This is a genomic window from Sphingomonas zeicaulis (genome assembly GCF_050433225.1).
Taxonomy (GTDB): domain Bacteria; phylum Pseudomonadota; class Alphaproteobacteria; order Sphingomonadales; family Sphingomonadaceae; genus Sphingomonas_D; species Sphingomonas_D zeicaulis.
Genome location: NZ_JBNPXQ010000001.1, coordinates 960,796 through 983,636 on the forward strand (window position 1 = coordinate 960,796; position 22,841 = coordinate 983,636).

The 22,841-nt window shown below is 63.7% G+C and carries 21 protein-coding genes; 14 read left to right on the forward strand and 7 right to left on the reverse strand.

Annotation, left to right across the window (positions count from 1 at the left end):
- Positions 1 to 186 precede the first annotated feature (186 nt).
- The gene (locus tag FHS96_RS04600; RefSeq protein WP_429588254.1) at positions 187 to 936 is read left to right on the forward strand and encodes a Crp/Fnr family transcriptional regulator; all 750 of its coding nucleotides are present in this window, start codon (positions 187 to 189) and stop codon (positions 934 to 936) included.
- Positions 937 to 1,270: 334 nt separating this feature from the next.
- Here FHS96_RS04600 and FHS96_RS04605 read toward each other — a convergent pair whose 3' ends face one another.
- The 3 genes from FHS96_RS04605 to FHS96_RS04615 all read right to left on the reverse strand — a co-directional run bounded on the left by FHS96_RS04605 (position 1,271) and on the right by FHS96_RS04615 (position 4,388).
- Positions 1,271 to 1,588: a hypothetical protein gene (locus FHS96_RS04605; RefSeq protein WP_429588256.1), complete on the reverse strand. Its 318-nt coding sequence runs from the start codon at positions 1,586 to 1,588 to the stop codon at positions 1,271 to 1,273.
- Between the two features lie 411 nt (positions 1,589 to 1,999).
- The gene (locus tag FHS96_RS04610) at positions 2,000 to 2,368 is read right to left on the reverse strand and encodes a response regulator (protein ID WP_429588258.1); all 369 of its coding nucleotides are present in this window, start codon (positions 2,366 to 2,368) and stop codon (positions 2,000 to 2,002) included.
- Positions 2,358 to 4,388, reverse strand: a complete 2,031-nt coding sequence (locus FHS96_RS04615; RefSeq protein ID WP_429588259.1) for a PAS domain-containing sensor histidine kinase — start codon at positions 4,386 to 4,388, stop codon at positions 2,358 to 2,360. Before FHS96_RS04615 ends, FHS96_RS04610 begins: the two co-directional genes overlap by 11 nt.
- 342 nt (positions 4,389 to 4,730) lie before the next feature.
- On the opposite strand from FHS96_RS04615, the gene FHS96_RS04620 reads away from it, so the two are divergent.
- The 13 genes from FHS96_RS04620 to FHS96_RS04680 all read left to right on the forward strand — a co-directional run bounded on the left by FHS96_RS04620 (position 4,731) and on the right by FHS96_RS04680 (position 18,952).
- Positions 4,731 to 6,782, forward strand: coding sequence for a methyl-accepting chemotaxis protein (locus FHS96_RS04620; protein ID WP_429588260.1), 2,052 nt, complete (start codon positions 4,731 to 4,733; stop codon positions 6,780 to 6,782).
- A 41-nt stretch (positions 6,783 to 6,823) separates the two neighbouring features.
- On the forward strand, positions 6,824 to 8,185 hold the full coding sequence (locus tag FHS96_RS04625) for a chemotaxis protein CheW (RefSeq protein ID WP_429588261.1): 1,362 nt from the start codon (positions 6,824 to 6,826) through the stop codon (positions 8,183 to 8,185).
- The gene (cheB, locus tag FHS96_RS04630; protein ID WP_429588263.1) at positions 8,182 to 9,246 is read left to right on the forward strand and encodes a chemotaxis-specific protein-glutamate methyltransferase CheB; all 1,065 of its coding nucleotides are present in this window, start codon (positions 8,182 to 8,184) and stop codon (positions 9,244 to 9,246) included. The genes FHS96_RS04625 and cheB overlap by 4 nt, the downstream gene beginning before the upstream one ends.
- Entirely contained in the window at positions 9,243 to 10,091 is an 849-nt protein-coding gene (locus FHS96_RS04635) for a CheR family methyltransferase (protein WP_429588264.1), read from the forward strand. Before cheB ends, FHS96_RS04635 begins: the two co-directional genes overlap by 4 nt.
- Positions 10,091 to 12,058, forward strand: a complete 1,968-nt coding sequence (locus tag FHS96_RS04640; RefSeq protein WP_429588266.1) for a chemotaxis protein CheA — start codon at positions 10,091 to 10,093, stop codon at positions 12,056 to 12,058. Before FHS96_RS04635 ends, FHS96_RS04640 begins: the two co-directional genes overlap by 1 nt.
- On the forward strand, positions 12,055 to 12,330 hold the full coding sequence (locus FHS96_RS04645; protein WP_429588268.1) for a hypothetical protein: 276 nt from the start codon (positions 12,055 to 12,057) through the stop codon (positions 12,328 to 12,330). Before FHS96_RS04640 ends, FHS96_RS04645 begins: the two co-directional genes overlap by 4 nt.
- Positions 12,331 to 12,377: 47 nt before the next feature.
- A complete protein-coding gene (locus tag FHS96_RS04650) occupies positions 12,378 to 12,758 on the forward strand; it encodes a response regulator (protein WP_429588269.1) in 381 nt (126 codons plus the stop codon).
- On the forward strand, positions 12,755 to 13,393 hold the full coding sequence (locus tag FHS96_RS04655) for a chemotaxis protein CheX (protein ID WP_429588270.1): 639 nt from the start codon (positions 12,755 to 12,757) through the stop codon (positions 13,391 to 13,393). Before FHS96_RS04650 ends, FHS96_RS04655 begins: the two co-directional genes overlap by 4 nt.
- Positions 13,383 to 15,395 (forward strand): hybrid sensor histidine kinase/response regulator, encoded by a 2,013-nt coding sequence (locus tag FHS96_RS04660; RefSeq protein WP_429588271.1) that lies wholly within the window; start codon positions 13,383 to 13,385, stop codon positions 15,393 to 15,395. Before FHS96_RS04655 ends, FHS96_RS04660 begins: the two co-directional genes overlap by 11 nt.
- Positions 15,396 to 15,565: 170 nt before the next feature.
- Complete coding sequence (locus FHS96_RS04665; RefSeq protein WP_429588272.1) at positions 15,566 to 16,318, forward strand: Crp/Fnr family transcriptional regulator; 753 nt, start codon at positions 15,566 to 15,568, stop codon at positions 16,316 to 16,318.
- A gap of 1 nt (position 16,319) precedes the next feature.
- Entirely contained in the window at positions 16,320 to 17,441 is a 1,122-nt protein-coding gene (locus FHS96_RS04670) for a GAF domain-containing protein (protein ID WP_429588274.1), read from the forward strand.
- An 87-nt stretch (positions 17,442 to 17,528) separates the two neighbouring features.
- A complete protein-coding gene (locus FHS96_RS04675; RefSeq protein ID WP_429588275.1) occupies positions 17,529 to 18,296 on the forward strand; it encodes a cytochrome c oxidase assembly protein in 768 nt (255 codons plus the stop codon).
- A gap of 53 nt (positions 18,297 to 18,349) precedes the next feature.
- Positions 18,350 to 18,952 (forward strand): DUF4142 domain-containing protein, encoded by a 603-nt coding sequence (locus FHS96_RS04680; protein WP_429588276.1) that lies wholly within the window; start codon positions 18,350 to 18,352, stop codon positions 18,950 to 18,952.
- An 80-nt stretch (positions 18,953 to 19,032) separates the two neighbouring features.
- On the opposite strand, the gene FHS96_RS04685 is transcribed toward FHS96_RS04680, so the two are convergent.
- The 4 genes from FHS96_RS04685 to FHS96_RS04700 are packed head-to-tail and all read right to left on the reverse strand — an operon-like array spanning position 19,033 to position 22,720.
- Complete coding sequence (locus FHS96_RS04685; protein WP_429588277.1) at positions 19,033 to 20,109, reverse strand: catalase family protein; 1,077 nt, start codon at positions 20,107 to 20,109, stop codon at positions 19,033 to 19,035.
- 25 nt (positions 20,110 to 20,134) lie between these two features.
- A complete protein-coding gene (locus tag FHS96_RS04690; protein ID WP_429588279.1) occupies positions 20,135 to 20,929 on the reverse strand; it encodes an SDR family NAD(P)-dependent oxidoreductase in 795 nt (264 codons plus the stop codon).
- Positions 20,930 to 20,951: 22 nt separating this feature from the next.
- Complete coding sequence (locus tag FHS96_RS04695; protein ID WP_429588281.1) at positions 20,952 to 22,130, reverse strand: zinc-dependent alcohol dehydrogenase; 1,179 nt, start codon at positions 22,128 to 22,130, stop codon at positions 20,952 to 20,954.
- Positions 22,130 to 22,720: an SRPBCC family protein gene (locus FHS96_RS04700; protein WP_429588283.1), complete on the reverse strand. Its 591-nt coding sequence runs from the start codon at positions 22,718 to 22,720 to the stop codon at positions 22,130 to 22,132. Before FHS96_RS04700 ends, FHS96_RS04695 begins: the two co-directional genes overlap by 1 nt.
- Positions 22,721 to 22,841 lie beyond the last annotated feature (121 nt).

Consider the following 22,841-nt stretch of genomic DNA (forward strand, 5'->3'; position numbering starts at 1 on the left):
GGTGCGACGCCCTTCGGCGGCTCAATGTTGTAACGGAAAGCCGCATCCGCGCAGTGCAATTGCATCGCTTGATCGCGATGCGAGGGCGGATCATCTGCTAAAATCGCCGCGATTAACATTTTATGGCATCCTCGATTGACGTCCCTCCTACTGCCGATCCGGGCGGCGAACAGGGAGTACAGTTCCATGTCTCATCGCCTTCTTGCGATTGTCCCCGCCGGGCGCGGAGAGCATCGGCCGTTGACGGGGAATGCGGCGCGGCTGCGCCAACACGCTTTCCTGGCGCGGATGGGTGAACAGCCGTCCACCGTGCACCTGATTATCGAGGGCTGGGCCTGTCGATATCATCTGCTGCATGACGGGCGTCGACAAATCATCGATTTGCTGCTGCCGGGAGATCTTTGCGACATCGACTGGTTGAACGAGCGCAGCGCGGACTATCCTGCCGTTGCTATGACGCCGCTCGCCACGATCGCGCTCGATCGCCGCGAGATCGAGGCGGCAAGCGCGAGCAGCGCCGAAGTCGCGCAGTGCCTGCAAGCTGACATGTTCGAGAAGCTCCATCGGCGCGGCAGTTGGATCGCAATGCTGGGTCGCAAGACCGCGATCGAGAGGCTCGCCTATCTGCTGGCCGAGATCTTCGCGCGTTTGCGCCGAGTGGGTTTGACACGCGACGACATCTGCGATTTTCCCCTGACGCAGAATGACCTGGCCGATCTAGCAGGCCTGACGCCGGTTCACGTGAATCGCGTGCTCCAGGAAATGCGGCAGCGCGGTTTGATCGAGTTGCACCATCGCAGCCTACGACTTCCCGATTTCGACCGACTGGCGGGTCTTGGATTGTTCGAGTTCGGTGCATCCAACGAGTTCCCGATCAGCCGCTTGATCCAGCTTAGAGAAGACGCGTCTTCACCCGCGCGTACTGGCACTTTTTGATGCTTTAGATGGTGTCTAACGCATGTGATGGATGGCGCAGGCGGAGGTGTTATCCTCGCGGCATCAGGAGGCGATCGCCATGAGGGTCGAGTATCATGACTATTGTCGGCAGAGGGCCGAAACCGAGATTCAGCGCGCGCGTGAAGCGACCAGCGAGGCTGCTTCGAAAATCCACTATCAACTGGCTGGATTCTATCTGGACCGTGCGTGCCGCACAGCGGATGACCGAAGACTTTCAGAATAAACCGAGACCGGCAGGCTTGGTTTTGCACTTGCCGATGGGATAAGGCGCGGCGCGGAGACGTCGCCGCGCCATCCACCGAAATGATCGGTCTCAGCGCTCGTCGGAAAGCGCGATATCGCTGGAGAAGACGGTGGGAGGAAGAACGCCCTCTTCGTCACGGGTGAAAATGATGCCATCACTCCCCGTGTCGTCACCATCGCCGTCGCCGTCGCCGTCGCTATCATCGTCAGGATCGCGCTCGCCTTCGGCCTGACTGGGCATTGCCGGGATCTGCTCGTCGCCACCGGCGCCAGAGCGCTGGGCGGATTGTTCGGCACGCGCAACCTCGCTGTTGAGGGCTTCCGAACCTGGCGCGTTATCCTGCGCCTTGCGCGACAGCGGGCTATTCGGATGATGGCGTTCGGCCATGGTCGTCTCCTAAGGTGCGTAAGTCTTCGCCATACCGTTTGCCGGTCGACTATCTATTTGCGAGCGGGATTCGCGGTCGACCGGTGATGCCCGCAGCGCATCAATTCCGGAACAGCGGCAATGGCATCTTCAGCACGATGCACGAACTTTCATAGCTCGCAAACGCGCGATCCCGATCGATCTGTTCCTGCGACAGGCTCGGTCTGGCAGACGGCTCGCTCGGAGGGCCGATAGGCAAGAATTGGTCGTTTTCCTCGGACGATTTAGACATGATGAATCCTCTTCATGCCCGACAGTAATGAGCAGAGCTGTCGGCGCTCTATCTCTCGTTAGGATTGGCGTCGTATTCTCCTGCAGAGGCTTTATGTTGATGAATTCGGTGCGTTGGCTCGGCTGCCAAGGAGGGGAAGTTCAGCGGTGCGCGATCAGTTGTGCCACAGCATCAACTATGCTGGTCATCTGACAAGGCTTCTCGAGGCGGCGTATCGTGCGGTACACCTCCGGTATGGACCATCCGTCATATCCGGTAACGAGGAGGCAGGGCACGTCATGCTCTGCCAACCGATCGATGAGAGGATAGGACGGGATGCCCCGCAGATTTATGTCGAGCACCGCTCCGTCGATGGCTCCGGCCAGCGCGAGCGCCAGCCCTGGCTCAAGCTGGCCGACAGGGCCGACGACGACGGCGCCTTCGCCGCGAAGTGCGGCCTGGATATCGGACGCAAGGTAATATTCGTCTTCGACCACAAGAATGCGCTTGCCCGCCAACTTACCGATCATGTTCCGCATCCCTTGAGGAAGAGTCGGCATCGACAGGATCGGTGTGCAGCGGCACTGTGAGGGTGCAGCATATGCCACCGCCGCGAAACTCGAGCCTGGTGTCTGCATTCAGGCGGTAAGGCAGCGCTTCCTCGATCAATTCGGTGCCGAATCCGCGTCGCGTGGGCTTGAGGGGAACGGCAGGCACGTCTTTTTCGGTCCAGGTGAGATGCAATTGTGCGGTGCCGTCAGGGGCCGGGCCGACGCTCCACCGGATGTCGAGGCTGGCACTGGCGGTTCGAAAGGCTCCATATTTTATTGCATTGGTTGTGAGCTCATGGATCGCCAGTCCCAGCGCCTCGGCGGTTGCGGGGTCAAGCGCGACTTCCGGACCTTCGATCGTCGGTTCCGGTCCATGCGTCACTCCGAGACTCAGCAGCTCTTCGCGGATCAGGTTTTCCAGATTGACGCGCCCATTCGGACTTTGCGTCATAACGACTTGGGTGCGCGCGAGGCTGTCCAAACGGCCCTTGAAATGATCAGCGACATTGTCGAGGTCGCCGCCCGACTGCACGGTGCGTGCAAAAAGTGAGCGCACGACGGCAAGCATGTTGCGCACGCGATGCTGCAGTTCGCCGAGCAGCATGTGCAGCCGTTTTTCGCTCGCCCGCAGCGCCTGCTGCGATTGCTTGAGCGCATCGATGTCGCTCAGCGCAGATACCGCGCCGGTTATGGTGCCATCGGCATCGCGGATGGGCACCGACGACACCGTTATCCAGGTCTTTCGGCCAGCCCCGTCGTCGTAGAGGAACTCCATTCCAGGTATGGTGCTGATCCCACGAAGGGCACGTGCGCCGGGATAATCATCCGCGGGCACGACGGAGCCATCGGGATAGACCGCGTGCCAGCGCCAACCGAGATCCGGATCTCGCGACGGCATGCGTCGGCTGGGTATCAGGCGCTGCGCGTCGGCATTTGCGTAGATCAGCGCTCCCGATGTGTCCACCATCGCGATGCCGACCGGCGCGGCTTCGACGATCGCGGTGAGCCTGGCCTCGCTCTGGCGCAGGGCGGCTTGAGCCCCGTGACGCGCGACCGCCGCCCAGAGCCGCTCCGCCACCTCTTCGATCACGGCGACTTCGGGGTATGACCATAGTCTATCGCGCGTTTGCACGACACACAGCACAGCGTGCAAACGGCCTGCCTTGAGCAACGGCACGTCGACCCAGGCCGTTACCTTCTGGGCCGAGAATATCTCGCGTTCGTGCTCGGCCGGCACGACGTCGCGGGCGACGTCATTGACGATCCAGGTGGAGCCGTCCGCAAGGCGGTCGAAGGTGGAACGAAATGTCTCGTAGGGGTATTGCCCGCTCAAACTCGGCAGACCTGGCAGGGCATAATCGTTCGAGACGACACCGAAGGCGCCAGCCGGATCGATCTCGACATAATAAACGCGGTCCGCGCTGAGCCACTGGCCCAGCCGTGCGCATGCTATATTCCGAATAACATCCGCATCCTCGATCGCGCGCAGCGCGTCGCTCAACGAGAGAAGGAAACCTCGTCGCTCTTCGCTCTCGCCGAGCGCCTGGCGCGCGAGCACATCGCGGGTGGTTTCGGTGATCGTTCCGAAGAAGCCTGTGATAGCGCCGGCTTCGTCACGCAAGGGCGTCCATTCGAGGGTGAAAAAGCCCCGGCTGTCATCCTCTGATCCGGTCGGTCGACGCCCCGCCAGGGTAAGGGGCAGATCGACGAAGCATTGCGGCTTGCCGGCGAGAGTTTTGTCCAGCAAAGGTCCGATCTCGTCCCAGATTTCAGCGAACAGCTGCGCCGAAGGCTGGCCAAGCGCATCCGGGTGCTTGCTGCCGAGGACAGGAAGATATGCGTCGTTGTAGATCGCAATCAGTTCCCGGCCCGCGCCAATGAAGGCGCCGCGGGGCATCGCCAGCATCAGATCGACCGCGGTCTTCAGGCTTTGCGGCCATCGCGCGATCGGACCGAGCGGCGTCCTGTCCCAGCGATGTGACCGGATGCGGGCGGCCATTTCTCCCGCGTCCTGCGGCCAGTCAGATGATGGGTGATGTTTCAAATCTGTTCTCGCAGCTCGCGGCGACCCCGCGCACTTCTAGAGGAGCCGGCGCGGTTCGTCAGCCATCAAGCAAAAGCGACCTTTCAATTTCAACATGGCCAGCAGGCAGATCGCAGTCGACTTTCCGCGCCATCTCCGGCGCTTCACCAGCGCGAATTCGATCGCGCCGCCTTCGCTGCGCTGACTGATCAGCAGTCGGGCGAAGCCCGCCGCGCGCTCGTATTTCGACAGAGGTCGTCCACTCGGTCGCCGGTCACGGCAGATGCTACACCCGCCCCGGCATTCGATTGTCGGCAGGTGGACAAGGGCGCAGCAACGCGGACCCGGGCTGCTGCGCCCATGGCAAAAGACCAGCCCGCGGCGCTCTGGCGGATGGGTGAGGCTTGCCCTATGCGAACCTTTCAATCGGTTTCGCGCGTGAGGACGCTAATGGCACTGGTGAAGAAATCCTCTTTGGGAAAGCCCGGCGTTCGCGATGCCATATATGAGGAAGCCGTTCCTGCCGCCCGGCAGCCGAACGCTGTCTCGCAGGCGCAACGGCAGAAAGGGGGGGCGTCTGCCACCGATCGCATCGACGCAGCGATGCAGGAGCTGGAGAGCGGCCTCGCCCAGGCATCGGCGTCATCGACCGAACTGCAACGTGCGATGGAGCAGATTTCAAGCGGTGCGGAGCAAGCTGCGGGTGCAGCGCAGGAATCGCTCGGCCTGATCGGCGTACTCGGCAGCGGGTTCGCCGATGCGCAGGCGCGGGCCGACTCGTCGCTTCGGCAGGTCGAGGCAATGGAAACGGCTTTCGGGGAGACCAGCGCGCAGATCGAAGTATCGGTCGCGGCCATCGAACTCAATGCACGACGACAGCTCGGTTCGGTAGAGATCATCGACTCGCTCGAAATCGCCGCTTCTGGGATCGGTGAGATCGGCCGCACGGTTGCCGACCTTTCCGATCAGACGGGGCTGCTTGCGCTCAACGCGACGATCGAAGCCGCTCGCGCCGGGGAGGATGGGAGAGGCTTTGCGGTCGTTGCGGACGAGGTCCGTGCGCTTGCGGAAAGTTCCGAGGCGCGGGCGGGCGAGATGGAGCGACTTGCCGGTGACATCACCGCGAAAATCGGCGCGATCGCGGGGCGGGTTCGTGCCGCCGCCGAAACTGCGACCGGGGAAGCGCAGTCGGGACGCGAGGTGGTCGATCGCCTGGTTTCGGCGCGCGCGGAACTGGCGCGGATCGCGACGGGTGCGCAGGATATTCTGCTGGCTACTACCGAGTCGGTGCGGGCCGCTCGCGAGGCCGAACGTGGCGCTGAACAGGTCGCCAGCGCGGCCGAGGAACAATCGGCCGCGGCGGCCGAGGCGCATCAGGCAATCGCGCAACAGAGCATTTCGCTTGAGGAGAGCCAGCAGACCGCCGAGGCATTGAGCGCCTCTGCAGGCAAGCTGGAACCGGGCGGGGCGGCCGCCACGAGCGAAATAGTCGCAGCCGCAGCCGAACAATTGTCAGCCACGGTGCAGGAACTGTCCGGTGCCGCGAGCGAGATTCTCGTCGCGGTCGAGCAAATCGGCCGCGTCGCGCAAATCCAGGCCGCGGCGACGCATCAGGCCAATGCCGCCATGATGCAGATCGAGAACGCCGCGCAGGGCACGTTTACGGCCGCCCAAATCGCATCCGATCGCGTGGGCGCCGTCGTCGCGTCGATCGAGGAAGGGCGCACCATCGTCACGGCGCTGACCAAGGGTGTCGGCGCGACGCTCGACGATACCAGAGACGTCCTCGACCTGCTCGCAAGGCTCGGCGATACGGCGCGGCGCATCGAGAAGATCACCGATCGACTCGCCCTCGATGCGGTGCAGACCAATATGCTTGCGGTCAGCGGTTCGGTCGAGGCGACGCGGGCCGGTGATGCCGGCCGGGGCTTTGGCGTCGTATCCGGCGACATCCGGAAGCTTGCGCATGAAGCCGCCGGTAATGCCGAGCGAGCGAAGGATGTCGTTCGTGCCATTCAGGATCAGCTTGCGAGCATCCGCCGCGATCTCGACCAGATCGTTAGTACCGCCGAATTCGAAATCGGGCGCAACCAGGTCGTGGCTACGCGGTTTCAGGCGATTGGCGCTGACCTGGCAGCGATGCGCGCTGCCAATATCGCAATCTGCGATGGCGCAGGCGCGATCCTGCGATCCGTGGAGGAAGTGAAGCGCGGAACGGAGCAGATCGCCAGCGCTGCAGATCAGGCATCAACCGCAGCGCGCGAAGCGGCGGCCGCGGCGCGCGAACAGGCTCACGGAGCCGAAAGCCTGGCTGCTGCGATCGAGGATATTGCGTCGCTTGCCGGCGCGCTGACGGCCGGAGAGGGCTGAGCATCGTGGCACGGCGCCCCGCCACGACCGGCGGTGCAGACATGACGATCCGCGCCGCGGGCCAAACCCTTGCTCTGCCGGCAAGCAGCGTGCGGGAAGTGACACGGCTGCCGCGCCTGACCCGCGTGCCGCAGGCGCCCCCCGCCCTGATGGGGCTGGCCAGCCTGCGCGGTGACGTCGTGCCGGTGATCTCGTTGTCATCGCTTTTGGGTAAAGCCCCGGGAACGCCGACGCGGGTGGTGGTGATCGAACGTGACGATCCGATTGGTCTGGCTGTCGATGCGGTAGAGAAGGTGGGCGAGGTGGGCCGCCTTGGTACACAAACGCTCGATCTCGACCCGTTGTTGGGCAGCGTCTTCGCCGGTTCGCAGCGTGCTGTCACGCGCGGTTGGGCACGGGTGCGCGGTGCCGCCGCGGCAGCGAGCAGGTCGACCGCGGTTCCACTTCTCGCGTTTCTTGCCGGCGTCCAGGATTTCGCGCTGCCGTTGCGCGACGTTGAAGAGGTTCTGCCCGTTCCGGACCGGATCTCCGCGCTGCCGGATGCCGATCGGGCAGTGCTCGGCACGGCCACGCTGCGCGATACGTTGCTGCCCTTGTTATCCGCCAGCGCGCTGCTCGGGTTCGGCACAAGTCACCTTGCGCGCCGCAGCCGGGTCATCGTGCTGCGGATCGGCCGGCATCGCATCGGGCTGATGGCGGATGCGGTGCATGGCACGCTCCATGTCGAGCCGGACAATATCGACCCGGTGCCGCAGGTGCTCGCACGTGGATCCGCAGAGGCGCGCATCCAGGCGATTTGCCGTCTGGATCATGGCCGTCGGCTGGTGTCGGTTCTCGCGACCGAACATCTTCTCCGCGACGATCTGACGACGCGGCTGTTGCAGGGGCGGGGCGGGGAGCACGCCGCGGAGGAGAGAATGTCCGAAGAAGCCAGTGCGCCGATCCTGCTCTTCAGGATCGGCGACGCGTCGTATGGGCTGCCGCTTGAAGCGGTCGAGGAGGTGGCCCGGCTACCCGACCGGCTCACCCGGCTGCCCAGGGCGCCGGCATTCGTCGAGGGCGTCATGAACGTGCGCGGCATGGTCGTTCCGGTGATCGACCAGGCGCGGCGGTTCGCCGGCGTGCCAGCGGCAGGCGCACGGCGGCGGGTAATCGTGGTTGCCATCGGTGAGATGCGCGTCGGCTTCCTTGTCGACGGAGTGGACGAGATCCTCCGCGTTCCATCTACGGCGATCCAGCCGACGCCGAACCTGGGTGCCGATGACGCGCAGGTTTTCGATCGTGTCGCGAGCCTGGACGGATCCGAGCAGGTGGTGCTGATCGTTTCGCCGCGTGATCTGCTCGATCTCGCCGAGCGCGACCTGATCGCCGCGCTGGCAAGGGAACCGGCGGCCGCGTCGTGACAAAGTTGCTGATCGTCGATGATTCGCCGCTGATGCGGCGACTGCTGACCACGATCTTCGAGGCTGCAGGCGATTTTGAGATCGAGGTTGCGCGCGGTGGCGAGGAGGCGATTTCGAAGCTCGACAGTTGGCAGCCGGACGTGATTACGCTCGACATCCAGATGCCTGGTATGGACGGGCTGACGTGCCTGGACCGCATCATGCTTGAACGACCATGCCCGGTGGTGATGCTGTCGTCGCTAACGCGGGAGGGCGCAGAAGAGACACTTGAAGCGATGGCGCTTGGGGCGGTCGACTTCGTCGCGAAGCCCCGCGGTGCGATTTCGCTCGAGATTGAGGCTATCGCGCCACACCTCATCGAGACCGTGCGAACCGCGGCGCGATCGCGGGTGTCGCGGGCGTCGAGGCTGGCGGAGCGCATCCGAATGCGCATGGCGAATGCGCTGGCTGCGCCACGCAAGCGGGCATCGACGTCTCATCCCCGGCTCGCGACCGACGCGCTGGTGGTCGTCGGAACGTCCACGGGCGGCCCGCCTGCGCTCGACGCATTGCTGGCGCCGATGCCGGCCGATTTTCCTTGTCCGATCGTCATCGCCCAGCACATGCCGGCAAGCTTCACCGGACCGCTCGCGCGCCGGCTCGATCGGCTCTGTGCGCTCGATGTCGTGGAAGTCGACCGTCCGACGCCGCTTCTTCCGGGCCACGCCTATGTTGCCCGCGGCGACGCCGACATGATCGTGTCGCGGCGCGGCGGGATGCTCACTGCGCTGCCGGCGCCTGCCGGGGATCATCCATGGCATCCCAGTGTTGACCGGCTTGTTGCAAGCGCGTTGCAGCAGGTCGCACCCGAAAACTTGATTGGAGTGTTGATGACCGGCATGGGCACGGACGGAGCGGCGAGGATGGCGGAATTGCGGACGCTTGGCGGCCACGTTATCGCGGAGTCGGCTGAGACCGCCGTCGTCTGGGGCATGCCCGGCGCCTTGGTCGCTGCCGGCGGTGCCAGCCAGATCCTCCCCCTTGAGGATATCGCCAGAGCGCTCCTGGCGCGGCTCGCGTGACGCCTGAGGGGGCGCGTGCGCCCTGCATCAGCCTGTCGCCCGATGACTTCAAGCGGGTTACGGAACTCATCTATCGCTGGACGGGTATGACCTTCGGCGAGAACAAGCGCTATTTCGTCGAGCGTCGCGTTTTCGAACGGCTGCGCAGAGCGGGCACGGATAATGTTGGCATCTGGCTTGCCACGCTTGCGAGCCACGCTGCCGAGCGCGAGGCCTTGATCAACAGCTTCACGATCAACGAAACCTACTTCTTCCGCGAGGAACATCAACTCGCCGCGCTGGGGCGTGACCTGCTGCCAGCGATCGCTTGCAAGCGGCGGCCCGGCGATCTCATCCGGATCTGGTCCATGCCCTGCTCGACCGGTGAGGAAGCCTATTCGATCGCGATCTGGCTGCTCGAACATTGGCCGCTGGTCGACGCCTATAATATCGAGATCGTCGGATCGGACATCGACACCGCAGCAATCGCGGCGGCAAAAAAGGGCCAGTATGCGGCGCGGGCACTGTCACGGCTGCCTGCCGCCATGGTCGAGCGTTATTTCGAGGCGGAACATGGCCACCGCCGCAAAATCATCGACGACCTGCGCGAGTCGGTCCACTTCCTTTCTGCAAACCTGATCGATCCGGCATCGATGCGCAGCCAAGGTCAGTTCGACGTCATATTGTGCCGCAATCTATTGATCTATTTCGACGAGGCATCGCGGCTGATCGCCGCGGCCAATCTCTTCGACAGCCTCAAGCCGGGCGGCTTTCTTTGTCTCGGGCACAGCGAATCCATGGCGCGGATCGGCGATCGCTTCGAGATGGTTCGCCTTGAGGATGCAATCGTCTATCGTCGGCCGTGATGGACGAGCTGCTCGAGCAATTTCTGGTCGAAGGTCGGGAACTCGCCATGGAAGCCGAGGCCGCGCTGGCGCTGCTCGCCGTCGAACCAACCGATCAGGCGGCGCTGGATCGCGCCTTCCGCGCCTTTCACACGCTCAAGGGCTCCGTCGCCATTTTCGACATGGCGCCCGCCGAACGGCTGCTCCACGTAGCGGAAGACAGCCTCGCCGCAGCCCGCGGGGGTACACATCCGCTGGAAGGTGGGCAAATCCGGGTACTGCTCGCCTGCATCGATCAGGCGCAGCGCTGGATCGACGAGATGGAGACCGGCATCGGGTTGGGAGCGGGAGCCGCCGATCTCACCGACGCGCTGATAGAGAGGCTGGTTTCCCGCCCGTTCCCGGCAACCGAAACGGCCGTTGTGCCGCCGGCGCCAGCGCCGGCGCCGGCGCCCGAGCCCGAGCCCGAGCCTTGGCTTGACGCGCTGCGCGACCGTGAGCGGGAGGCGTTGGACTCGACGGACAAGAGCTTGATCGCGTTTCGCTACGTGCCGGATGAGGACTGCTTCTTCAGAGGTGAAGATCCGCTTGCCGCCGTTGCCGCAATCCCCGGACTGGTCCGGCTGGACGTTCAGCCCGCCGGCGTCTGGCCCCCGCTTGCCGATTGGCTTCCATTCCGCTGCACGGCCGTGCTGGAAGGATTGATCGACGCATCGCTTGATACCGTGCGTGCGGCGTTTCGCCTGATGCCAGACCAGGTCGAACTGTCGACGATAGCGCCATCTGCGCGTGGCGTGGCAGATGAAACCGCAGCTTCGTCTGCCCAGGCCGATCAAACCCTGCGTGTTGCGGCCGATCGAATCGATGCAATCGCCAATGGCATTGGTGAATTGCTGGTGGCGACCAATGCCTTGTCGCACGGCGCCATGCGCGCGGAGGCGATCGATCCGGCGCTCGGCGCGGCGATCCGCGCCACCCAGGCGGACATCGAGCGCGTCGCGGCCGACCTGCACCGGAATCTTTCGTCCATGCGCAGGGTGCCCCTTGCCGCGAGCCTCCAGCGACTGCCGCGGCTGGTGCGGGAAATAGCCGAAACCCTTGGCAAGCAGGTGCGCTTCGAGATGAGCGGCCAAACCATGGAGGTCGACAAGCAGGTCGCCGACGCGTTGTTCGAACCGCTTCTCCATCTTGTCCGTAACGCACTGGACCACGGCATCGAACCGCCCGCTGCCCGCAGTTCCGCAGGCAAGCCGCCCGAAGGCACGTTGCGGCTCGTCGTGTGGCGCGAGGGCGAGGATGTCGTCATTTCACTTGCCGACGATGGCGCCGGGATCGATCCGGCACACATCCGCGCGATCGCGGCCGAGCGCGGCTTACTCTCGCCGGTCGCAGCGGCGGAACTCGACGATCAGCAGGCCATCCGACTGATCTTCACTCCGGGTTTCTCGACGGCGGCGCGCGTTACCGACCTGTCCGGTCGTGGCGTCGGAATGGATGTGGTAAAGACGGCTATCGGGCGGCTTCGCGGTCGTATCGATGTCGAAGCCCGTCCCGGCGAGGGGACCCAGTTCCGCTTGCGTCTCCCCCTCAATGCGATCACCACCCGGCTGCTCGTGGTGCACGTGGGCGAGGATCGCTTCGGTGTTCCGCTCGACCAGATCGTCGAGACGGTGGCCATTCCCGAGGATCGCATCGTGCCGTTGGGGGCGGGCGAAGCCTGCGTCGTGCGCGACCGCACCGTGCCGGTGCTGCATCTCGGTACGCTGCTCGGCATGCCCGCGGAGCGAACGCAGATCGCGCGCCTCGTCGTTACCGAGGCGCGAAGCACGCCGGTGGCCATCCGTATCGACGCTTTCGGCGACCGGTTCGACGGGCTTGTGCGGGAACGGCGCGGACTGCTCGCCAACGTCCCCGGAATCGCCGGTACGACCCTTCTTGGCGATGGCGGCGTGCTGCTCGTGCTCAATCTGGAGGAGCTTGTGGGATGAGCGTGCGTGTGGTGAGCGGCATCATCTATCTGGAAGGCATTTGCGCGGTTGAGGATGCTGAACCGCTGCTCGTCGCACTGCTCGACGGTTGCGTCCAGGTCGATATCAGCAGCGCGGTCCGATTGCACATGGCCATCGCACAGCTTCTGGTGGCACAGCGACCCACTGTCATCGGAACCCCGGCGGACGCTTTCCTTGCGCGCCACATCATGCCGCTGATCGCGAATGCTGATGGTGCGAAACAGTTTCGCGCCGCCGTTGATCCGCTTTAAGGGAATCGTTGAGCATCGCGCTATGCGCGACGCGGATGGAGTTGAAGATGCCGGTTACCGTTCTGATCGTGGATGACAGTAAGCTTGCGCGGATCGTCGCTGGCAAGGCGCTCGCCGAGCTGCAGCCGGACTGGAGCAAGGTAGAGGCGGGAGGCGCCGAACAGGCGATGGAGATCGTTGCCGCGCAGCAGGTCGACGTGGCGCTGATCGACTTCAACATGGCCGGCAAGGATGGGCTTGAACTCGCCGCCGATCTCCACGCCCTGAAACCCGGACTGCCGATGGCCATCGTCACCGCCAACATTCAGGACGAAGTAATCGCGCGCGCCCGCGCTGTGGGCGCGACTTTTGTTGCCAAGCCGGTTACGATCGACAGTCTGCAGAGCTTCATCTCGGGGGCTGCGTTGCGGTTGCGGTCACGGCTGTGAAGGTGGGCTCGATCACGCTCGCCGAACTCGAGCGCGACGCTCTGACCGAGATCGTCAACATCGGCGTCAGCCGTGCAGCATCCAGCCTGCGCAAGATGATCGACGATCAGGTGCTGCTGTCGGTGCCATCGATCGAGGTGGTGAGCCAGCGTCGCGCCGCGCGACTGATCAGCGAGCGGGAAGCCGCCGAACTCGTCGCCGTGCGTCAGGATTTCAACGGCCCCTTCTCGGGCAGAGCGTTGTTGATCTTCCCCGAGGCGAACAGCCTAGAACTGGTTCGCGCCGTAACGGGAGGCGAACTGGGCGCGCAGGACGTGCTTGAGATGGAGCATGAGGCGCTCGCCGAAACCGGCAACATCATCCTCAATTCCTGCCTAGCGACCATGGCGAACATGCTCAAGCGCTCGCTGACGATGACGATACCTGAGGTGCTTCGAGGCGACGGCGCGCGGCTTTTCGAGGTCGACGAAACCAGCGCAACCGATGGACTGGTGCTGTTCCTCTATATCGACTTCGCCGTGCGCCGGCATGACATTCGCGGCTATATCGCGATGGTCATGGACCTGCCGTCGCTGGCAGTGTTGAAGGAATTGCTGGAGGAATTTATCGCGAGCGTAATTGGCGATGGCGAGTGACGGCCCCGGCCGGCGCGAGGATCGCGCCGATCCGCAACTCGGCGCGATCCTCGCAGCGGCGGGGGCAAGCGGTACCTGGGATTGGGATCTTGTGCCCGATCGTCTTCATGTCGATGAGCGCTTCGCGGATCTTTACGCATTCGACATAGACCGGGATGGCGCCGGCCCGGACGGACTGCCGGGTTCCGCCTTTTATTCGGCGATCCATCCCGACGACAGGGCACGCATCCGGATTGCCGTTGCCGGCATCCGCAACGGTGCGGACCTGTTCTCGAAAGAGTTCCGGATCGTCCGGCCTGATGGCGCCTTGATCTGGGTTCATGGCCGCGGGCAGACGCAGCGCGACGCGCTGGAACGGCCCATTCGGTTCACCGGCATCCTGATCGATGTCACCGAGCGCAAGCGCACCGAAGAACGGCTACGCATTGCGCAGAGTGCCGGCGGTGTGGGTACGTTCGAATATAGCGACGGTTTCGCGACCGCGACGGTCTCGGACGAGTTTTGCCGGTTGCTCGGACTTCATCCGGCAAGCGTGTTACCTATTTCCACGATCAACGGTGTCGTGCTCGAAGGCCCGGGCGCGCTCATCCCGGAAGCCGACCAGCACGGCGTGGCGCCTGAAACGCTTGACGGTGAGTTCGGCATTTGTCGGCCGAGCGACGAAACAAATCGTTGGATCGCGCGGCGGGGGGAGATCGTCCGCGATGGCGAGGGCAGCGGTTATCGCTTGATCGGGGTCATCTATGACATCACCGCGGCGAAGGCCCAGGAAGCGGCGCTTCGCACGCTCAACGACACGCTGGAAGCGCGGGTGGAGGAGGCGATCGCCGAACGGCATGAGGCCGAGGAGGCGTTGCGTCAGGCACAAAAGATGGAGGCGGTCGGCCATCTGACGGGCGGCATCGCCCATGACTTCAACAATCTGCTGACCATCATTATCGGCAATATCGACACGGCGCTACGCCGGCTCGATCTCAACGAAGATCCCCGCGCACGACGGTCTCTCGACAACGCGCTCAAGGGCGCCGAGCGCGCGGCATCGCTGACCCAGCGTCTGCTCGCATTTTCGCGACGGCAACCGCTCGATCCCAAACCGGTTGACGTGGGCCGGCTGTTCGCGGGCATGACCGACCTGCTCACTCGCTCGATTTCCGAAGCGATTGCGATCCATGTCAGCGCTCCAGCGGACATCTGGACGGTTGAAGCCGATCCCCACCAGCTCGAGAACGCGATCCTCAATCTCGCGGTCAACGCGCGCGATGCGATGACGGGCAGCGGTTCTCTCACCATCTTAGCGCGCAATCAGCGCCTCGGCACCGCGCCGCGCGGTGCCGACAATGATTTCGTTCCAGGTGATTATGTGGCGATTGCCGTGACGGATACGGGGACCGGCATTCCGGATGAGATCGCAGCGCGTGTGTTCGATCCCTTTTTTACCACCAAGGACGTGGGCAAGGGAACCGGCCTGGGGCTTTCGATGGTCTATGGCTATGTCAAACAGTCTGGCGGGCAGGTGATCATTGCCTCGACCGCGGGCGAAGGGACGACCGTCACGCTCTATCTCCCGCGCATGCACCGGGCAGCGGATGCACCGACCGAGCTTGCGGGCACCATGATACAGCGCAGTAGCGGCACTGAAACCGTGCTCGTCGTCGAGGACGATGACAATGTGCGCGCCTATACCGTCGATGTGCTGCGTGAATTGGGCTATCGCGTGATCGAAGCCCACGATGGGGAGGCTGCGATGCGTCTCCTCGACCGTCAGGACCAGAATGTCCATCTGCTGCTGACAGATGTCGTCATGCCGAAAATGTCAGGCGCCGAACTCGCCGAGGCGGCGCGCCACCGCCAACCCGAACTGCGCGTGCTCTACACGTCCGGATACACCCGGGATGCAATTATGCGCGACGGGCGGCTGGCACCCGGCGTGGACCTGCTGGCGAAGCCCTTTACCTTCGCCGCACTCGCCGAACGCGTCCGAGATTTGCTCGATCGTCGATAGGGGGGCGCCCTCACTCGGCACGATCGGCGCGGCCGATGTGTGCGTAGTTCGCGAGCGGCGGTCAAACGCGCAAGCCATCGACCCGCGGGCAACGAGTCGAAACCGTTTCAAGGACATGTAAGGACCGATCGGCGTGCCGGCGCGTTCGGACGGCATGGCCGGAGACTATCATGGCAAGCCCGTTCGTCCGCAAGCTTGAATATGGCGCAGCGCTCACGGCGCAGGATTGCCTTACGCTTGAGTCGGCTTCTCATGGATCGCGAAAGGTCGCCGGGCGAACGACCCTGATCTCGGAGGGGGATGAGCCGCGCAACGTTCATCTCATCAAGGAGGGGTTTGCCTGCCGGTACAAGCTGCTGCCGAACGGCAAGCGGCAGATCATGGCCTTCTTCGTGCCTGGCGACATCTGCGACCTGCACGTCCACATTCTCGGGCAGATGGATCATTCGATCGGGACCTTGATCGAGTCCGACGTAGTCGACCTCTCCCCCGAGACGATCGCGGCCTTGGCAGCCAATCCACGGATCAATCGTGCCTTGTGGTGGTCGACGCTGGTCGATGAGGGCACGTTGCGCGAGTGGCTCGTCGGCATGGGCCAACGCCCCACGGATCAGCAGACCGCACATCTCTTCTGTGAGTTGCTCGCACGACTGCAGGCGATCGGCAGGGCCATGGATAACAGTTTCGACATGCCGTTCACGCAGGAGGAACTCGCAGATGCCCTGGGCGTGACGATCGTTCATGCCAACCGGACGTTGATGGCTCTCCGCGGGCACGACCTGATCCGCATCGAGGGTCGCAGGCTGATCGTTGCCGACCCCGAGCGCCTTCGGCAATTCTGTGACTTCGATGCGAATTATCTCCATCTGGCCGACCGTCAGCACGGCCTGGATCGGAGGGTCGGCGGGGGGATTTCAGTCTAGAATGGCCTCGCCAAATCCCGACACGGGCGCAATCCTCGCCCGTGACGCTTTTCGGCGCCGGCGGGGGGGCAGGCGCGACGCGCGCCGCGAGAGCAGGGCGCTCGACGACCTTATCGGACGCATCAACCGCAATCCTGGGAGCGCCCTTCAGGCGTTGACCGAAACCGTGGTCGCTCTTACCGGGGCGGGGTCGGCCGGGGTCAGCATCCTGCAGGGAGATCGCTTCGTCTGGCCCGCGATCGCCGGCCATTGGGCGAAATATGTCGGCGGCGGCATGCCGGTCGATGCCTCCCCCTGCGGGGTAGTGATCGAGCGCAGCGAGGCAATGCTCTTCACCGATCCGCAACGGCTGTTCCCCAACGCTTCGGGAGAGCCCATGATCCATGAACTGCTTCTGATACCGATGGTGGGGGGAGGTCGTCCTTTCGGCACCTTATGGGCGCTGTCCCATGATGAGTATCGCTTCAACAACGAGGATGGGCGCATACTCGAACGCCTGGGGCTGCTTGCCGCTGCGCTTGCCCGAGCCGGCCAGCCGGCTCCGGGCGATGCCGAGGAGGGCGATGAGCGCATCCAGCCGGCGCTGAAGATCATCAAGCTCATCGTCCGCCGCCTTGCCGAGCGTGCGGCCGACGGCGCCGCGCGGGAAGTCGCCGCAGAACTGGGGTCAAGGATCGGCGCCTATGCGGACGTCATTCTGGCATATGGGCCCGATGGGCCTGCCGACCTTTGGTTGCTTCTGGCCGAAAATCTGCGATCGATGGGCGAACGCGAAGGCGGCCGGATCAAGTTCGTCGGACCAGCCGTCTCATTATCCACAGCGACAGCGGCTCCAATCAGTCTCGCCATTCACGAGCTTCTCGACAACGCCTTTCGTCATGGGGCGCTCAAAGCGGATGATGGCCGCGTTCTCGTGGAATGGGGTGTCTTCAAACGCGAGGGCAGTGCCTGGCTCAGCTTCCGATGGTCGGAAAACCGACCCACGTCGGTCCTTGAAGCCGCGACATCCGAAGGTTTCGGGTTCGACTTTCTGCTGCATATGCTGCCGCGCTTGGTCGGCGGCAGCACGTGGCTCTCAGCGCGCCCGCCCGGTCTGTTGTTCGAACTGGAGATGCCGCTGTGACGCCCGAGCAGCGCATGGCGGTGACAAGTGCCGCGGCGGAACCCTTGGCATGACGGTGGGTTCGATCAAGATGTGGAAGCGCGGCCAATGGCGATGAAGTCAGATCCGACACCTTATTGCGGTTCTGCGCCGCTGCCTGCAGAACTGATCACGCGCTGGAATCTCGATCCGGTCCTGCTCATCGGGCTTGTCGCCGCGGCAATACTGATCAGGCGCTTGCCGGGCAAAACAGAGAGGGCGGCTGCCATGATCGCCCTTGCTCTCTGTGCCCTGTCATTCGTGTCACCGCTCTGCGCGATGACCTCGGCCCTGTTTTCGGCGCGCGTCGCCCATCATCTCATCCTGATCACCGTCGTGGCCCCGATGCTCGCCGGCGCGGTTCGACCGGCCGGCTCGCTGGCTGGCTGGACTTTTGCTCATGCGTTGATCCTTTGGGGCTGGCACGCGCCAGCCTTTTATGGCGCTGCACTGTCGAACGACATTCTGTTTTGGCTGATGCAAGCATCGTTGCTCGGCAGCGCGATCGGTTTCTGGGCAGGCCTCCGGCGAGCCACCCCGCCGGCAGCGATCATCGCACTGGCGGCGACGATGGCCCAGATGGGACTGCTTGGCGCGCTGATCACGTTCGCCGCCGCACCGCTTTACGCGCCGCATTGGCTGACGACCGCCGCCTGGGGCCTGTCGCCGCTCGACGATCAACGCCTCGCCGGCCTTCTCATGTGGATCCCTGGATCGCTCGCCTATCTTGGCGCGCTGCTGACGGTCGCATGGCGCCTGCTTGGCCGCCTCCCTGATCATCAGACGACGCCGTCAGCACGCGGCATAGCACTGGCAGCCGGGGAACACCGCCACTGAGCGGACGTTGCTACCGGTACCTATCAGGAGAGAATGTCGTGAACCGAACCAAATTGGCGCTGGCGATCCTGCTTGCCGGCACGACCATCAGCGCGTGTAGTGAAAGCGCCGAACGCAGCGCCGAAAACGCCGCCGCTTCTGCAGAAGCAACCGCCGACCGAGCCGGCGATCGCATCGAGAATGCTGCAGACGCTGCAGCGGCTGGCCTCAAGCCGACACCGTCCGCGCAAGACTTCGTGAACACCGCGGCAAGGAGCGATGCGTTCGAGATCGCCGCGGCGCGCCTCGCGGCCAAAAACGCGGCGTCCGCCGAGGTGAAGGCGTTCGCCGCGCAGATGATCAAGGCTCACACGGACTCGACCGCGAAGATCAAAACCGCAGCGGCAGGCGCGACCCCGGCCGTGACGCCGGATGCGACGCTGACAGCCGAACAGAACGAGGATCTGGCGGAATTGGGACGCCTGACCGGCGCCGAGTTCGATGAGGAGTATGTCGATGGTCAGGTCGATGCGCATGAGGATGCGCTTGCCTTGATGCAGTCCTATGCCGCATCGGGCACGGCCGCCCCGCTCAAGACCGCAGCGGGCGAGATTGCGCCCGTTGTCGAAGGTCATCTCAAGATGGCGCGTGATCTCGAGGCGAAAACGGACCGCTGAACAGTCTTCGCGCAGGCCTCCGCGAGGAGGCCAACGGGCGGCGGTGACAACCAGTCACCGCCGCCCGCTCTGTATCGGGATCAGGCTGGAAGATCGGCGGTGATCGGCTCATGGATGGGGCAGCCGTTGAGACGACCGCGCAGTCCGGCCGAGTCTTGATAGGCCTGGCGGCGCGCGCGCATCAGGCCGCCAAGCGGCCGATGTGCTACGATGCCGTGCCAGGGGCTGAATGACGTCTGGTCGTCGAGCTTTCGCGAGCGATCCCAGGTCCAGGTTGGTTGGGTCGCGATACGGATCACCGCCACGGCGACATAGGGGTTATCGTCCTCCGGCCAGGGGACCGAGGCGTCCTCGATCGGATTCGCCTCCAGATCGCGGCAAAGCTGCACGCGCAGTTCCCATTCGCCGTCCGCCCTGGAAAGCACGCTGGCGATCTCCTCGCGCAGTGCGTCTTCGCGTCCGTCGATGTTGATCTCCGCGCCTTCCAGTGCCTTGAAATTGGGCGACAGGGGAGCAAGACCGATCTTGGCGACGTAATCGCCATAGCGGATCGGCACCTGGCTGAAATAGCGCTCACCCACGGGGTGGCTGTTGTGATAGCCGCCAAGTTGCTTCAGCAGCGCGCTTTCGCCACCCACCGCCTCGAGCCGCTTCTCCATCGTCCGGAACGCGGCGGAAATGACCTTCTGCGTCGGGCCGATCTTGTCCGTTGTTGCTGCAAGCATTTTGAGGTTGCCAAGAAACGCCTTGGGGCCGGGCGCCGGGAAGGCAACGCCATTGGCAAGCACGAAGTCCGGGGTGCGGTCACTCTCGGTACCGGGCATCCGTTCGCCATCGACATCCAGTACCTTGATCGCGATGCCGCGCTGGAGCGAGATGGAATCGGGTAATGGATCGCCGGCAATGGTCGAAATGCGCAGCAACGCCCGATAGGTACGCGGTTCGGCGAAAAGACCTTGTGCATATTCGAGCGGCAGCCCGGACAGCACACGCAGCTCGCCTTCGAGCAGCGCATGGCTTTTGGCGTGCACCGCGCGGAAGCCATGGCCATAGTCACGATGATCTAGCGGAACGCCTTGATCAATTCGGCCTGCGTCTCGGCCTCGTCGGGGTCGATCCTCTCGAGATCGGGACGTTAGAGGACTGGCATGCGGCAATATCCGGCTTTCTTGGCAATTGCGGTCAGCGATCTGCTTTTTCCGGCTCTGCCGTACCAGGTTTAGCCATCTTGCGATGCTGTGCTGCGAGAAGGCTTGCAGGCGTGACGTTGGCGATCGTCTTCTGTGCCCAATTCTTCCAGCCCGAGACGATATGCGCCTCGCCCTTCATCAGCGCATCCCATCCATCCTTAGCGACCTTTCCGGCATCGTCCTTTTCCTGCGATCCGACTTGCGTATCGAGCAGATCGGCGCGATCGAAGAATTCGGTCTCGGTCGGCCCCGGCATCAAGGTGGTGATGGTGACGTGGCTGTCCTTCAACTCGTTGCGCAGCGCATCGGTGAAGTTGTCGACGAACGCTTTGGTGCCATTGTAAACGGCATTGAAGGTGCCCGGTATGTAACCGGCGATCGATCCGGTCACGAGCACGCGCCCGGCATCGCGCGCAACCATCTGCGTCAGCACCTTCTGCAGCAGATAGAGGGTGCCGGTGATGTTGGTATCGACGACGAGTCGCCAATCTTTCACCGTCTGATCGAGAAAAGCATGGCCGAGGCCGCGGCCGGCGTTGGCGAACAGCAGGTCCACCGGCCGACCCGCTGCCGCGGCAAGCAGGCGATCGACACCGTCGATCGTCGAAAGATCCGCTTCGATCGCATCCACGCTGACACCCGACGCGCGGATATCGGCGGCGGCATCCTCGATCAGCGGCTCGTCCGCCACGATCAGCAGGTCATATCCGTTCACCGCGGCGACGTGCGCCAACTCGAAGCCGATGCCGGTCGAGGCGCCGGTCACAATGGCAAAGCCCTTGGCCATGTTTATCTCCTTGATTCGAACGTCACGCGAGGCCGGGCTTGAGTACGACCTTGGTCACCTCGTTCTGATTGTCGTGGAACATGCGGTACCCCTCCGGCGCCTGCTCGAGCGGCAGCCGGTGGCTGATCAGGAAGGTCGTATCGATCTTGTCTTCCATGATCGCGTTCAGCAGCGCCGGCATATAGTGCTGGACATGGGTCTGGCCGGTTTTGAGCGTCAGCCCCTTTTCCATGAAAGCGCCCAAGGGGAATTTGTCGACGATGCCGCCGTAGACCGCGGGCATCGACACGCGTCCGCCCTTGCGGCAGGCAACGATCGCCTGGCGGATCGAATGGATGCGATCCGTGCCAAGGAAGGTCGATGCCTTGATCTGGTCCACGACATTGTCGACGAAGAAGCCGTGCGCCTCGAGCCCGACGGCGTCGATCACCGCGTCGGGCCCGATCCCGCCGGTCATCTCCATCAGTGCTTCATAGGTCTGCGTCTCCTCGAAATTGATCGTGAGCGCGCCGAACTTCCTTGCAAGCTCAAGCCGCCGAGGGAAATGATCGATCGCGATCACCCGCTCGGCACCCATAAGGAAGGCGGACTGCACCGCGAACAATCCAACCGGTCCGCATCCCCACACAGCCACGGTATCACCGGGCTCGATCTGCGCGTTCTCCGCCGCCATCCAGCCGGTGGGCAGGATGTCGGAGAGGAACAGCACCTTGTCATCGTCCACGCCGTCCGGAACGATGATCGGGCCGACGTCCGAGAAGGGCACGCGGACATATTCGGCCTGCCCGCCGGCATAGCCGCCGGTCAGATGGCTGTAGCCGAACAGGCCCGACATCGGCTGGCCGTACAGCTCCAAGCCGATGTCCTGGTTGTCCGCGGGATTTCCATTGTCGCAAGCCGAATATTGATGTTTCGAACAATGGAAGCATGAACCGCAGGAAATGGTGAAGGGTACCACGACGCGCTGCCCTTTTTTCAGGGTTGAGCTGGCGCCGGTCTCGACAACCTCGCCCATGAACTCATGGCCGAGGATGTCGCCCTTCTGCATCGTCGGAATATAGCCATCGTAGAGATGGAGGTCCGAACCGCAGATCGCGGTCGATGTGATGCGGATGATTGCATCGCGTGGGTTGAGAATCTCCGGATCGTCGACCGTGTCGACGCGAACGTCATGCTTGCCGTGCCAGGTCAGGGCGCGCATCAGGCAGCCTCCTCTTCGCGTTGCTTGGCGGTTCGCGCAGCGGTCGCGATCTCGCCGGTTTCCATCAGTTGCTTGAAGCGACGCAGGTCGCGCCGGGCCTGGATCGCCGGTTCGCGCTGGAACAGCTTGGCAATCACCTTGCCAACGATGCCCGCGGGCGGATCATAGACGATCGTGGCGGTAACGAACGTGCCGCGTCCGCCCGGCGCGTCACGGAAATCGATGCGACCGCTGTTGGGCACGTCCGCCCCCTCGGCCGACGTCCAGGCGATCATCTCGCCCTCGATCTCCTCAGTGATGACCGCGTCCCACTCGACGGTGCGGCCCGCCGGCGCCTTCACGACCCAGTGCGACCGAGTGGCATCGATCGGTTCGACGCTGACTACATTGTCCATGAAGCTGGGCAGCTGGCTGAAATCACGCCAATAGGCGAACAGCTCGGCGCGCGGACGGTTGATGGTTACGGTCCTGCCGACCAGCGTGTTGCCATTTAACTCGACCAACTCGTCCGTAGCGCGATCGACCTTGCCGCTGGACTTGGATGTCGACAGAGGCGCGTCGTCCGCGACGCGAATATTATCTTCGCTCATGGGCTCTCTCGCTCGTTGGAGGTCATCCACTGAACAGCCCGGCGTCATCGACGTTCCGCAAACGAGGAAATTGTTCACCTTATCAAAACTAACATTTGATAATATTTACCCCCGCGGGCGA

Excerpts from the sequence above, each read along its gene's own strand:
- FHS96_RS04600 (WP_429588254.1), top strand. The coding sequence starts at position 187 with ATGTCTCATCGCCTTCTTGCGATTGTCCCCGCCGGGCGCGGAGAGCAT.
- FHS96_RS04605 (WP_429588256.1), bottom strand. The coding sequence starts at position 1,588 with ATGGCCGAACGCCATCATCCGAATAGCCCGCTGTCGCGCAAGGCGCAG.
- FHS96_RS04610 (WP_429588258.1), bottom strand. The coding sequence starts at position 2,368 with ATGATCGGTAAGTTGGCGGGCAAGCGCATTCTTGTGGTCGAAGACGAA.
- FHS96_RS04615 (WP_429588259.1), bottom strand. The coding sequence starts at position 4,388 with ATGGCCGCCCGCATCCGGTCACATCGCTGGGACAGGACGCCGCTCGGT.
- FHS96_RS04625 (WP_429588261.1), top strand. The coding sequence starts at position 6,824 with ATGACGATCCGCGCCGCGGGCCAAACCCTTGCTCTGCCGGCAAGCAGC.
- FHS96_RS04640 (WP_429588266.1), top strand. The coding sequence starts at position 10,091 with ATGGACGAGCTGCTCGAGCAATTTCTGGTCGAAGGTCGGGAACTCGCC.
- FHS96_RS04645 (WP_429588268.1), top strand. The coding sequence starts at position 12,055 with ATGAGCGTGCGTGTGGTGAGCGGCATCATCTATCTGGAAGGCATTTGC.
- FHS96_RS04650 (WP_429588269.1), top strand. The coding sequence starts at position 12,378 with ATGCCGGTTACCGTTCTGATCGTGGATGACAGTAAGCTTGCGCGGATC.
- FHS96_RS04660 (WP_429588271.1), top strand. The coding sequence starts at position 13,383 with ATGGCGAGTGACGGCCCCGGCCGGCGCGAGGATCGCGCCGATCCGCAA.
- FHS96_RS04665 (WP_429588272.1), top strand. The coding sequence starts at position 15,566 with ATGGCAAGCCCGTTCGTCCGCAAGCTTGAATATGGCGCAGCGCTCACG.
- FHS96_RS04670 (WP_429588274.1), top strand. The coding sequence starts at position 16,320 with ATGGCCTCGCCAAATCCCGACACGGGCGCAATCCTCGCCCGTGACGCT.
- FHS96_RS04675 (WP_429588275.1), top strand. The coding sequence starts at position 17,529 with ATGGCGATGAAGTCAGATCCGACACCTTATTGCGGTTCTGCGCCGCTG.
- FHS96_RS04690 (WP_429588279.1), bottom strand. The coding sequence starts at position 20,929 with ATGGCCAAGGGCTTTGCCATTGTGACCGGCGCCTCGACCGGCATCGGC.
- FHS96_RS04695 (WP_429588281.1), bottom strand. The coding sequence starts at position 22,130 with ATGCGCGCCCTGACCTGGCACGGCAAGCATGACGTTCGCGTCGACACG.
- FHS96_RS04700 (WP_429588283.1), bottom strand. The coding sequence starts at position 22,720 with ATGAGCGAAGATAATATTCGCGTCGCGGACGACGCGCCTCTGTCGACA.